The 13,050-nt window shown below is 42.6% G+C and carries 12 protein-coding genes; 6 read left to right on the plus strand and 6 right to left on the minus strand.

The window, feature by feature from the left end:
- Positions 1-199: 199 nt before the first annotated feature.
- Complete coding sequence (locus SVI_RS09135) at positions 200-901, plus strand: DUF3334 family protein (RefSeq protein WP_013051216.1); 702 nt, start codon at positions 200-202, stop codon at positions 899-901.
- Positions 902-1,275: 374 nt separating this feature from the next.
- Here the strand turns inward: SVI_RS09135 and SVI_RS09140 are convergent, their stop codons facing one another.
- Positions 1,276-1,896: a 3'-5' exonuclease gene (locus tag SVI_RS09140; protein WP_013051218.1), complete on the minus strand. Its 621-nt coding sequence runs from the start codon at positions 1,894-1,896 to the stop codon at positions 1,276-1,278.
- Positions 1,897-2,051: 155 nt separating this feature from the next.
- Positions 2,052-4,145: an elongation factor G gene (gene fusA, locus SVI_RS09145; protein WP_013051219.1), complete on the minus strand. Its 2,094-nt coding sequence runs from the start codon at positions 4,143-4,145 to the stop codon at positions 2,052-2,054.
- Positions 4,146-4,509: 364 nt separating this feature from the next.
- Here fusA and SVI_RS09150 point away from each other — a divergent pair, with 364 nt between their 5' ends.
- The 4 genes from SVI_RS09150 to SVI_RS09165 all read left to right on the plus strand — a co-directional run bounded on the left by SVI_RS09150 (position 4,510) and on the right by SVI_RS09165 (position 7,760).
- On the plus strand, positions 4,510-5,652 hold the full coding sequence (locus tag SVI_RS09150) for a cupin domain-containing protein (protein ID WP_013051220.1): 1,143 nt from the start codon (positions 4,510-4,512) through the stop codon (positions 5,650-5,652).
- 127 nt (positions 5,653-5,779) lie between these two features.
- Entirely contained in the window at positions 5,780-6,148 is a 369-nt protein-coding gene (locus SVI_RS09155; RefSeq protein ID WP_013051221.1) for a hypothetical protein, read from the plus strand.
- A gap of 101 nt (positions 6,149-6,249) precedes the next feature.
- A complete protein-coding gene (locus SVI_RS09160) occupies positions 6,250-6,798 on the plus strand; it encodes a GreA/GreB family elongation factor (RefSeq protein ID WP_013051222.1) in 549 nt (182 codons plus the stop codon).
- 596 nt (positions 6,799-7,394) lie between these two features.
- A complete protein-coding gene (locus SVI_RS09165) occupies positions 7,395-7,760 on the plus strand; it encodes a GNAT family N-acetyltransferase (protein WP_083779895.1) in 366 nt (121 codons plus the stop codon).
- A gap of 42 nt (positions 7,761-7,802) precedes the next feature.
- Here the strand turns inward: SVI_RS09165 and SVI_RS20715 are convergent, their stop codons facing one another.
- Together SVI_RS20715 and SVI_RS09175 are read right to left on the minus strand one after the other, a co-directional pair.
- On the minus strand, positions 7,803-9,296 hold the full coding sequence (locus tag SVI_RS20715) for a methyl-accepting chemotaxis protein (RefSeq protein WP_172634433.1): 1,494 nt from the start codon (positions 9,294-9,296) through the stop codon (positions 7,803-7,805).
- 4 nt (positions 9,297-9,300) lie between these two features.
- Positions 9,301-10,056: a substrate-binding periplasmic protein gene (locus tag SVI_RS09175; RefSeq protein WP_013051225.1), complete on the minus strand. Its 756-nt coding sequence runs from the start codon at positions 10,054-10,056 to the stop codon at positions 9,301-9,303.
- 298 nt (positions 10,057-10,354) lie between these two features.
- Here SVI_RS09175 and SVI_RS09180 point away from each other — a divergent pair, with 298 nt between their 5' ends.
- The gene (locus tag SVI_RS09180; protein WP_013051226.1) at positions 10,355-10,813 is read left to right on the plus strand and encodes a DUF4442 domain-containing protein; all 459 of its coding nucleotides are present in this window, start codon (positions 10,355-10,357) and stop codon (positions 10,811-10,813) included.
- A gap of 133 nt (positions 10,814-10,946) precedes the next feature.
- Here SVI_RS09180 and SVI_RS09185 read toward each other — a convergent pair whose 3' ends face one another.
- Both SVI_RS09185 and SVI_RS09195 read right to left on the minus strand, forming a co-directional pair.
- Positions 10,947-11,165, minus strand: a complete 219-nt coding sequence (locus SVI_RS09185; protein WP_013051227.1) for a hypothetical protein — start codon at positions 11,163-11,165, stop codon at positions 10,947-10,949.
- A gap of 1,118 nt (positions 11,166-12,283) precedes the next feature.
- Positions 12,284-12,913 (minus strand): NAD(P)-binding oxidoreductase, encoded by a 630-nt coding sequence (locus SVI_RS09195; protein ID WP_013051229.1) that lies wholly within the window; start codon positions 12,911-12,913, stop codon positions 12,284-12,286.
- Positions 12,914-13,050: the final 137 nt, after the last annotated feature.

Below are 13,050 nucleotides of genomic sequence, written 5' to 3' on the forward strand. Positions count from 1 at the left end.
TACCGTGAGTTATATTGAAATGTTTGTTAGATGTACTTAATTTACTTTACGTCAGTCAGTTAATAAATTTAAGTCTATTCAATAATTTAGGTGAACGTTCGCAATTCGCTTGCTACTCATTGGTTAAAATGTTGTTTTAACTTTGATTTTTTTGTTAATTGGGCGCAGAATTAATTATTATTCTTTTTGGGTTGGCCTCATGACTACTACACCCCAGATCATCACAACTGATGATATTTTAATTAAGCTTTGTAATTCTGTTTCCCATGTATTATCCAGCACTACGGCGAGCCAAGTGACACATGCAGCCATGGTGCAAAGTATTACTCGCACGTGTCTTAAACCCGACCTCGGTTGTTTCTCTATTTTCGATGGGGGATTTTCGGGCTTGGTGGTGATTAATTTCTCTGCCCCTGCTGCCATCGAAATTTATCGCTCTTACATGAAACAGATGGGCATGCCGGAATCTGAACTGGCTTTTTCTCATACATCCGATGAAGTTGGTGATGTTTTGGGTGAGTTAATGAACCAGATATTGGGTAATTTTATTAGTAAGGTAAACAAACAGCTACAGACGTCCATCAATCAGAGTCAACCCAAGATGTTGACCATTAATAAAGAGCTGACAATCTCCATCGATACCAATTTAGATGAGGCTGTGGCCCGAAGAGTGTCATTCCGTACGCAAAACAATCATATTTTCTATCTTGAATTTGCCATGGACAAGACTGAATTTATACAGCTCAATGATTTTGATGCCGAAGAGGAATTTGATCCCGATGATCTTCTAGCTGAACATGGACAAAATAACAAGAGTAAGGCAACTCCCTTAACAAAGGTCAGCGATAATAAGTCTATGACTGATGAAGCTGATGATCTGCTCAATGAGCTAGGAATTTAATGGCTTTATAATTGAAGTGACAAGTAGGCCATAGTTCAGAGTATGGCCTGCTAATTGGCTTTTGATTTAAATTCGATTTTTTCTGCTAATTAACTCATGGCCATCGGCGTCATTCAGACCTTAAAAGAGCAGGGGGCATTGCTAGAGCAGGTATCTAACCTTGGCTATAAAGAAATAAGTGTCGCCAGCTTAAATAGCCTTAGACCAACACACCAACACACTTCAAAAAAACACATTTCAAAAAAACACTAAACCGGCTAAATCTAGCTTGCTAGTGTATTCAAGTCGACTAGAGTGAAGCTGCCAAAGCCCTGTAGTTCCCAATCAGGTTAATTGTCAAAGAGGTCTGACGGCCAGAGCGCGTTACTCGGAATTTAATTGGCCGTACTTAAGAAGCGATTTACCTGAGCCTTAGGTTTCCTGGATAGGTCCTGCATCAAGGTAAAACTGGGCGCTGTGATGCCATGTTCGCTGCGCATATCATCAAGCATCTGCAGCCAGAGCTTAGCTGTCATCTCAGAATCGGCCAATGCCCGGTGAAATACACCATCATTTTCAATCTGTTTATATTCAACCAGACCACCGAGTTTATGATTGGGGGCGTCTTGGTATAAACGACGTGCTATCAACATGGAACAAGCAAATTTCCCGCCATAGCTTAAGTTAATTCCATCGAGTTCAGCATCTAAGAAGCGTTGATCGAAGGAGGCATTATGTGCCACTAGATTATGGTCGCCAATGAAGTCGGCGAAACGTGCCATCACTTCTTCACACGGGGCTGCATTAGCCAACATGGCATTGGAAATACCTGTGTAACCTTCAATGAATCCACTGACACGAAAGCCTGGGTTCATCAGTTCCTGAAATGTATCGACGACTATGCCATCTTGTATTCTTACTGCACCAATTTCGATGGCTCTATCACCTTGGTTGGGGGAGAGGCCAGTGGTCTCGAAATCGAGGATTATGACTGAGTTGGCTGCTAGAGAGCTCATCTATCATTACGCTTATTATTTAATAGGAAACAAGGCCCATTTATTCCAACTCTTGGTGACACTGGTCTAAATGTACATAAGTGCTCTAAACACAAAAGCCCGCGATTTGAGTCGCGGGCTTTTACATGCTTAGAAAGCGTGCTTAAAAAGTAAGATTATCTCTTAGCTTCAGCTGCTTTTCTTTCTTTAACATCAGCGATAACTTTCTCAGAAATGTTGTTTGGACACTGACTGTAGTGAGAGAACTCCATAGAGAACTGACCACGGCCTGATGTCATAGTACGTAGTGTACTGATGTAACCAAACATTTCAGATAAGGCTACGTCAGCCTTGATGCGAACACCAGAAACACCCGCCATTTGATCTTTGATCATGCCGCGACGACGGTTAAGGTCACCAATAACATCACCAACATGGTCATCTGGAGTGAACACGTCAACAGCCATGATTGGCTCAAGAAGCTTAGGATCTGCCTTTGGGATTGACTGACGGAATGCGCCTTTAGCAGCGATTTCGAATGCAATAGCTGACGAGTCAACTGCGTGGAAAGCACCATCACGAAGTTCAAACTCAACGTCAAGTACAGGGAAACCAGCAACAGTACCTGTATCCATTAGAGATGCGAAACCTTTCTCAACAGCTGGCCAGAATTCCTTAGGAACGTTACCACCAACAACTTTAGAGGTAAATGTTAAGCCAGTGTTAGCTTCGCCTGGGCGGATAACGTAGTCGATCTTACCGAACTGACCAGAACCACCAGACTGCTTCTTGTGAGTGTAGCTATCTTCAACTATCTGAGTGATAGTCTCACGGTATGCCACTTGTGGCTCACCAACGATAAGGTCAACGCCGTAAGTACGCTTAAGAATATCAACCTTAATGTCTAGGTGAAGTTCGCCCATGCCTCTAAGGATGGTTTCGCCTGAATCTTCGTCAGTCTCAACGCGGAAAGTTGGATCTTCAGCAATCATCTTACCGATAGCGACACCCATCTTCTCGCTGCCACCTTTGTCTTTCGGCTTAACAGAGATTGAGATAACTGGCTCTGGGAATACCATAGCTTCTAGTGTACAAGGGTTCTTAGGATCACATAATGTGTGACCAGTTTGCACGTTCTTCATACCCACGATAGCAATGATGTCACCAGCTTGTGCTGAAGATAACTCGTTACGCTCATCGGCTTGCATCTCAACCATACGGCCAACACGTTCAGTCTTACCAGTGAACGAGTTAAGGATGGTATCACCCTTGTTAAGACGACCCGAGTAGATACGTACGAAGGTCAGGGCACCGAAACGGTCATCCATGATCTTGAATGCAAGTGCTTTAAATGGCTCATCGGCAGATACGATAGCGAATTCGCCATTTGGCTCGCCTTCTTCGTCGGTAAGCGGCTGTGGATCAACTTCTTGTGGTGCTGGTAAGTAATCAACAACGGCGTCAAGCAGAAGCTGCATACCCTTGTTCTTAAATGCTGAGCCACAGTATGTTGGGAAGAAATCGATGTTACGAGTACCAGTACGGATACAACGCTTGATGTCTTCGATAGAGATCTCTTCGCCTTCCATGTAGGCTTCTAGCAAATCGTCATCCTGCTCAAGGGCAGTTTCGATTAGCATTTCACGGTATTCTTCTACAAGGTCAACCATGTCAGCTGGAACATCTTCAATCTTATAGTTTTCAGCTTGTCCAGTTTCGTCCCATATCCAAGCCTTACGAGTTAGCAGGTCAACAAGACCACAGAACTCATCTTCGATACCGATAGGCAGTACCATGACGATTGGGTTTGCACCCAGAACATCTTTAGTCTGCTTTACAACGCGCAGGAAGTCAGCACCCATACGGTCTAACTTGTTGACGAAGATAATACGTGCAACTTCTGATTCGTTCGCATAACGCCAGTTAGTTTCTGACTGAGGCTCAACACCACCAGAACCACAGAATACGCCGATACCGCCATCAAGAACCTTAAGAGAACGATAAACTTCTACTGTGAAGTCAACGTGGCCAGGGGTGTCGATAACGTTAAAACGGTGATCGTTCCAAAAACAACTTACAGCAGCAGACTGAATGGTAATACCACGCTCAGCTTCCTGTTCCATGAAGTCAGTTGTTGATTCGCCATCATGAACTTCACCGATTTTATGGATTTTGCCGGTAAGCTTTAGGATACGCTCAGTTGTGGTGGTCTTACCCGCGTCAACGTGAGCGAAGATACCAATGTTTCTGTACTTTGCTAAATCAGTCATTTTTCTACTCTATTTGAGTTACGTTCTAAAATTCGGGAGGAAGTATATCAATACTTTGAGGATATTTTTATAGATATTTATTAAATTCCTCTACTTTCGAATAAATAAGCCAAACTAATGCCTATTCGAGCAGAATGACACTGGTCTGTATGGCCTGCCATGACTGAGTTATATGCCTGTCAGGCTTGAATTGAGACCCCCTGTTTATACTTATATCATTTTTACTAAATGTGAGCTTAGTTCCGTACTATTTCCTCTGTTAGCCTCAATTGTCTGGTGAAAGCCTCCTTTTTTATGATCTTGTCGAGCGTTTATAGGGATATTAATTGCTAATATCGCGAAAATTCTCAATGGCTTTATTACTATGAATCTGCAATTAGGTGAACTTACAGCGGAAACCTTCCTTAGGGACTATTGGCAGAAGAAACCTCTGGTTATTCGACAAGGATTCAACAATTTTGAAGACTTACTCACCCCAGAAGAGATGGCGGGTCTTGCCTGTGATGAACTGGTGGAGTCCCGTCGTATCTATAAAAATCAGGGGCAGTGGCAAGCCGAATTTGGCCCCTTCGATTCTTATGAAGATTTAGGAGAGACTGACTGGACTCTGGTTGTTCAGGCACTCAATCATTGGTTGCCAGATGCAGAGCAGCTTATTCAGTGTTTCGATTTCATTCCTCGTTGGCGTTTCGATGATGTCATGGTGAGTTATGCCACCCCAGGTGGCGGTGTCGGTCCACATATTGACCTCTATGATGTGTTTATCTGCCAGGGCTCTGGTCGTCGTCGCTGGCGGGTCGGTGATCGTGGACCACATAAGGAATTTGCCGCGCATCCAGCACTGCTACACACTGAGGCGTTCGATGCCATTATTGATGTAGAATTATTGCCCGGTGACATCTTGTATCTGCCACCTGGTTTTCCTCACGAAGGCGTGGCATTGGAAGCGTCCATGAGCTTCTCTGTGGGTTATCGCACCGCATCGGCTAAGGACATGGTGAGCGCGCTGGCAGATCACCTTATCGACAATGAACTGGCCTGTGAGCAGATAGCCGATCCGGACCGACCCCTTGCTACCCAAAGTGGCAAGATAAGCGATGCCGATCTGAGTCGTATCAAGGCGCAACTACTCGCGACACTGGATGATCAACTCATAAGTGAATTTTCCGGCCGATATTTGACCCAGTCTAAGTGTGAATTGGATCTTGTGGATGAAGCGTTAGGATTTGAAGCTTCCGATATCGTTGAGCTTCTTAATGATCAAGTGCTCACTCGTCTCGGCGGATTGCGCTGTCTCTACTTTGAACATTCAGTTGGGCAGGGGATCTTCTATCTCAACGGCGAACAAATCGTTATGCCAGCTAGCCTAATGGCAAGCATTCCTATACTTTGCGATCATCACAATCTTAGTGCTGCTATGCTTGAACCTTGGCTTAAAGATGAAGTCTTCATCGACCAGCTTACCAACTGGGTCAATGCCGGTTTCTGGTATTTACAGGAGAGCTAGGCAGTTGATTTATCATAAAATGGAGCCATAAGGCTCCATTTTTGTTAGAGTATTTATATTGTTTTTATCGTCTTTTGCTCTGGTTAAAGAGGCGATGTCGTAATATCCCATCGAAGGAGAGCCAACCTTGGCGATTGAACACAGCGTAATCATGTCAGTTTTAAGCTCATTGGAGTGCCGCACTAACTTCACCATTAAGAAGATCACCGAGTATATGCTGCCTCATCTCAAGGAGCCCGTGTACCTGCACGGCTCAGCCAGTGACTGCCAACTGGTCATCAGACCCGCTTATGAGGTATTTCTTGCGGATCTCAGTGGGCTAGAAGGGGTAAAGCATAAACATGGATATTTTCATAATAATGAGATGACGCGTTTTCCTAAACGTGTACAGAAGAGCCTCAATGGTATTCACTATGGTTTGGCGTTCAAATTTGAAGATGAAGCGGCAGTAAAGCGATTCATTAAGCGATTGATCGGTATCATTAATGGTGATTAATGACTTATCTTAATAAGCAGTTAATCCTTGATAGGATCATTTTTAATGGCAATGAGTGATAAATTGGATAAGTGTTTAACCCTTGATAGGATCATTTGTTAATGGCGATTAGTGGTAAATTTGATAAGCGCTTAATCCTTGATAGGATCATTTCGGGGCTCGAACTCGCCAAGCAGGCAGCCATGTCTGCGGCGAAACAGGCCCACGAAACTGCCACACACAGTGAAACCGTTGCCAAGAGTAAGTATGAGACCTTCGGCCTCGAAGCATCATATTTGGCTCATGGGCAAGCTCAGCGAGTTGCGGAATGTAACATCGAATTATTGGCCTATAAGTCATTGAACTTGGCCTGTTTCTCCGATGACATTATTATAGATTTATCCGCCTTGGTGACCATTGAGGATGAGCAAGGGGCTGTGAAAACCTGTTTTATCGGCCCGGGTGCCGGCGGCATGAAAATTGATATCAAGCTTGATACTGATATTGATACCGGCGCTATTAAACATGGCGATCCCAAGCTGGGGCATATCATAGTCATCACTCCATCCTCTCCCCTAGGACAGATACTGATGGGAAAGCTGGTATACGATAGTGTTCAACTTACAATAGGCGGCGCACTCAAGCACTACGAGATCATCTCTGTCAGCTAAACTAAACGAGCCTGTATGCTTGGTAACTTTAACTTTAACTTTCATGCTGAATGCTAAAATTCCCCTCACTCTTTCACCTTGAATTATGCAGCCCCAAATAACCTTGAGTTAGCCACTTTCTTGTACTGATTGGTATTAGATTGATGCTAGTACCTTCAGGCCTAGCCAGGCAGAGGCCATGGGGTAACTAGCTCAGCTTGGTCACTGGAGTCTTTGTCTTTGCCGTGATGCTACTGCTTTGTCTTCGCCGCGATGCAATAGATTGATATGTGACGTTATATTTTACTCTCAGAGCCATTAATTTGGCTAGATTAGGTATAGGTACCGGAAGGGCTTAAATAAACTCGCGTCTAGCTATTTGCTTCTGTTTTAAATGTGAAGCTAGTGTCAGGTTTCAGTTTTTTTCATTTCAATTGTTTTTATTTAAATTGTTTTATTTTCAATCTGGTCCAAGCGCTATAAGCCCATGAGCACTATACCTGTATTAACTTTCTAGGATTGTAATGAGTATACGCAAAGCCACAATCAATGACTCTGAAGGTATTCGCTCACTAATTTTACGGGCGATTTAGCCAGAGAGTAACACCGACTTTGATATCAATGGTGTCAAACATTTTAAAGAAACGCTAGAGTTTCAGGCTATAAAAGATCGCATCCTGAACAAGCAATACTTGATGCTGTGTTTCATTAAGGAAGATAAGATAGTCGCAGTTATTGCCATTTATAGCAAAGAGAAGTTAAGCCAGCTTTTTGTCGATCCAAATTGTAGAAAATTAAACATAGCGAGACAATTATGGTCAGCTGCCAATGAAATCTGTATAGCTGAAGGAAGTAATGGCAACTACTGGGTAAAGTCTTCAACAATGGCCATTCCAGTTTATGAGAGTTTCGGATTCCGTTTAGATGGCGCTAAAAGTAAACAAGACGGTATAGTTTATTATTCGATGCAGCTTGTGCCATGAATCAAGTCATTATCAATATATTAAAGGGGAAGTGAGCTCCATCTAGGTAATAAATTGTTTAGCCAGCTCATCTAAATCTTTTGATAGTGAAAGAAGTGCCTGGATGGTGTTGGAGACCTTGTTGAGGGATTCAGTATTATCGTAGCCTAGAGACACTATCTGGTTTACGCTCATACTCAGCTCTTCGGCCACATTAGATTGTTGGTTAACTGCGGTCGCTATTTGTTCTGACATGCTACTAATCGAGCTGGTGGCATCGAGAATGCCGGTGATTGAGGCTTCGGAGCGTTTAGCATTGTCTACGGCAGTGGCACTTAGCTCAAATGAAGCCAATGTAGACTCGACGGCAGTATTTGTGCTTGCTCTGAGGCCATCTATCTTTTCCTTAATCTCTAAGGTGCTGGCTTGGGTACGCTGAGCTAGGCCGCGTACCTCATCGGCGACAACGGCAAAACCTCGACCATGTTCTCCGGCCCTTGCAGCCTCAATAGCGGCGTTTAGCGCGAGTAAATTGGTTTGCTCGGCTACGCCGTTGATCACATCCATTACAGAGACTATCCCTTTAACATTTTCATCCAATGAGTTGATAGCATGCTCTGAGCTTTTGAGTTGCTGCGCCAGTTCCTCGATTGAAGCGACCGTCTCCTGTAAGATTAAGGCGACGGCTTGAGTATCTTTACGTGCTTGCTCCGCCGACTCTGCAGTTTGATTGACCCGGCTTGCGACTTCTCCCGCAGAGGATGACATCTGTGTGATAGCGGTCGCCATCTGATCGGTTTCCTGCTGTTGAGCCGCGATGAGCTGGATACTTTCTTTGGCATCGTCATTGGCCTGCATAGCCTGAATGCGTGTCTTGGCCACAGACTCCTGAAATGCCTTGACGATGGCTTGGATCATCTCGACGAATCGATTAAATCCCTGGCTGACCCGTTCAAATTCATCTTTATTACCGACCTGAAGTCGTTGAGTGAGATTGCTCTCCCCTCGGTCCATATTCTCCAGAGCCAAGGTAAGCATAAGTAAAGGTTTTGCAATCAGTGCTTTATACAGGGTGTAAGTGATGAGGATTATCAATAACCCCAGTGATAGAGCTTCGATAACCGAGGTGATGAGTAAGTCAGCGAGTACAGAAAGTATGCTGTCATTATCTATATATATGGCTAATTGCCCCAGTGAATTGGACTCACCATCTTCGACGAAAAACAGAGGGACACTGATTTTTTGTTCAGTCTTGTTATCACCGGCAGTGGCGCTGACCTCGTCCTTATCGTTGATAAATTGGATGAAAGCAATATGTTCAGATGCCTGCTCAGACTTAAGAATATTAACGATGCGTTCCTGCTCAAAATTCCACACCGCCGTAGGGAGATTCAATTCGAGTCGTGAAATGGCATGTTGAAGCTGCTGTTGCTGCCTCTGTTCGAGTAAGTTTTTTTGGCTGTAATAACTGATGGTACTCATTACAGTGATTAAAAAACTAACCGCAATCAGGGTCGCGACAATCAATCTGAATGCGATAGAGTTAATGAGCTTCATAGGATCATTTCCAGTCATTTAGCCCATAAACGGATAAGATCTGCTTTAATTTACCAGACTCCCTCAATTGTTTGGTTCCCTTGTCGATGATGTCGATATATTCCTGACTGCTGGCCTTACTGGGTGAGCAGGCGATATATAGCGGGGTAGGGTTACCGTCTTCTCCGCCTGAGACTATATTAGCCGATAGACCCAGTTCACTGACTTTTGCGGCGCCCACAGCCTGAGATTCTATGACAATATCCAGTCGACCTGCGTTGAGTTTCTTTAAGTTTTTTTCTAGTGCATCGTTACCTGTGGCTGCTTTATAAGAAGCCGGGTTTGCCTTAATCAAGGCATCCATCTTGTCACCGTAGGAGTAACCGGAAATAATGCCTATCTTCTTACCTTTTAACGAGTCATCACCCTTGAAGCGCCAGCTATCAGCCGCTTGTACATAGAAAGAGGAAACATCAGTGCCCCAGGACTCTTTGGGGAAGATAAAATCCGGCGCATCATCGGTATAAGCGCCAATGACACAGTCGAATTTCCCATCACGTACCTGTTTAACCGCTCGCTCCCAAGGCATGGTTTTATATTCAATTTGGTGACCAGCGGCGTTGAAGATCTCATTTGCAAAATCAATCATGTAACCGGCTGGTGTTGCACCAGGAGCAGCGTTCATGGGGAACCATACATCGCTGCGAATAGTAATGGTCGCACTATTGGCCAGAAAACTAACCAGAGATAGCATAATAAGAGGGGTGAGCTTATTCATCATAATTCCAAAGTACTAACAACTGAGCGTACTAAGAAGTCTAGTCAATGAATGCTGCTTTATCGAACAGAGGTTCAGCTCAAACACGATGGCTTATAAATACAGATTCAAGGTGTTAACCGAATATCTTGTTTCAATATATTTAAACTGGTTTTGTCGCGTGGAGTGAGGCACAGGCTTCATTTAAAAATCCTTTTTGAGACGCTCTCATCTGCCTAGTTGAATATCTTCGTTAGATTAAATACTCTACATCTAAGTTAAACTAGCGTGTTATCACTATATCGGAGTCAATAGGAGAAAAATGAAACTCAGTCCCAAGTCTATGAAGCGATTCCTGAATCTCTATCCACCTTACCTAGGAGCAGGGATAAAGATCACCTACTTGAGCCAAGACTGGCGGGAACTGCATGTTGCCATGTCGGTACGCTGGTACAACCGTAACGCTGTAAATACCCATTTTGGTGGCAGTCTCTACTCCATGGTCGATCCACATCTGATGTTGCTATTGATGCAACTGCTAGGCAAAGACTACTTTATCTGGGATAGGGCGGCCGATATCGAGTTTTTGAAGGCAACCAAGAAAAAAGTCACCTGTGAGATCAGTATTACTGATAAAGATTTAGAGGAGATTAAGCAAGGCACCCAAGGGGGAGATAAGTATTTTCCTACATTCACCTTAGAGATAAAAGATGAATTGGGTAATGTGATAGCAAAAGTGAATAAGACTCTCTATGTGAAGAGAAAGCCGCTTAAGCTGTAATGTTTTTATTGACTGAGACGGTTGCTATTTTTATTTTATTGCGTTGATTCACTAGCTTATCGGATTTTTTATCATGTCATTAAGGCTCTGTATTTAATGATACTTGAAGGTTAAGCCGCCATAACTCATGAAGTCAGGCCTTGAGGGTCGTGCTACTCGATAAGCGAGCGTCATTACCAATGACGCGAAGTGATAGCTCACTGAGCACTTGCTTGTAAGGTGTTTCATAATAAAATAATGACATGATAATAAATTTATCGCCGTCAACATGGGCCTTGATATCATTATCACTGCAGCTGATTTCCACTAGCTTAGCCAAAGTAAAAATTAATTTATTTCCATACTGGGCCAAAAATGTCCTTCATCTTTTTAATCTTATCACTAGCTAGGTAAGTAATGCCTAATATCTTCTTACCAAATAGATCATGAATTATTTTATGATATAAAATAAAACATTCAAGTCCTGCGTTATCTTATGTTCGTTCTGCGATGATAAACGACTAGTTATTAGGTGGGGATATATAATGGACCTATACTTTTTAGGAGGGTAAAAGTTAAAATCAATGTCGAAGAAAAGGAGAGGGACTCTTTTGGCATTAAGGCTTCTATGTGTTTTTAAATAAACGGACCTGAAAAATAAAGTTTGATTTATTATAACTGAGTATTTAAATGATTCTAGTATATCTACTAATACTTAACGGTGATATCCATCTGGTTAAAATTATAAGTGATGTGGACAGCCCCATTAATAGATAACAATCTTTTAAGATAAGATGAAGTGTGTTAGCTTTGTTCCGTTATTCAATAATATAGCGTCATTAACTAAGGGTTATTGAATGCTAGGACAGTTGTTATTGTAGTTTAATGTTTTTATATGTTCGGCGAGCTGTACCCCTGTGCTTTATAATGTGGAATCGCCGTGTTAAGTCAGTGGGTAAGAGGTCACTCTTATTCGTTACGGTAAATCCCTATTTCAGTATGGCTTGCATATTTATAGGGCATCATGTTGGATTAATCAGGTTTAGTCATTATGTTGAGTAATATTGTTCACAGTCCTTATATTAATTTTTTTATTGGTTTTATTTTACTGTTAACTTCTGGTTATGAAACCTGGGATACATTTAGTGAGTTCTCCATTGGTTCCCATCATGGAGTATTGCTATTTAGTCTGTTACATATATTCAAAGCATTCCCCGATGTGATGGAAGGTCTGAAAGATATTAATAAATCAATAAAGCCAACATGAATCCAGCATAAAGTGAGTATGGACTGAATGCAGCCGAGACCTTAATTTACTCCGTGAATATGGACGTAAATATAGCAGTAAATATGAATGTGAATAACAGGCTTAGTGTGATCCTTGATGGTGCAAACTAGTGGAGCCTTAAACAGGATTAAATACAGTCTCTCGTTTAAGATAATAGGAGCTCAGGTTTAATGCTGGGCTCGATATTTTATAATGTATTATCATCAGGTTAAACTAGGGTCAACACATTGATAAATTTGACCAATACTTGCTTCATCTTGAAGTAATTGGTGAGTTAATCTTGCTACTTCACTGCGGTGAATTAATCCATGAATCTCAGTATTTTGTGATAAATTCCCGCTCTCAGTTATGCCACCATCTTTTAATCCACCAGGACGTAGAATGGTGTAATTTAATCGACTCGTTTTCAACCAAGATTCAGCTAAGGATTTTTCTCTAAGACTCGCCCCGAAAACGAGTTTGGCGCGGTCGGATAAATACTGCCATGAATCGCCACAACCTAATGATGTTATTAATAAGAAGCGACGAATATTATTGTTTTCAAGTGCGTTTATTAAGTGTCTATGTCCTATATAATCAACAGGCGTATCCGTTTGGAAACTCCCCATGGTCGAGATAACCCAAGCGTCAGTCGGAATCGCAGCAAGGCTTTCTTGCACCTGTTTATTATCAAGAGCATCACAAGTTAATCTTGTTATACCTAGCTGGGCTAAACGTGGGTTTTTGTTTGGATCGCGAACGACGGCAATGACATTAATGTCTTGATGATAAAAGTACTCCAGCATTGCAGCACCCAAACCACTAGCAGCTCCCCAAATAACAAGCGTATTCATCTAAAAACCCCATAATTGATAATGAGAATAGTTTGCATCTTTGTGGGTGGGATTACTATCGTTTTACGTGAAAATCCAGATAAGGGATAAATTATGTTAGTCCCATACCTTAGGCGGAGTTTGTCTCTAAACGCCTT

The organism is Shewanella violacea DSS12, assembly GCF_000091325.1.
In the GTDB taxonomy this organism is placed as follows: Bacteria; Pseudomonadota; Gammaproteobacteria; order Enterobacterales; family Shewanellaceae; genus Shewanella; species Shewanella violacea.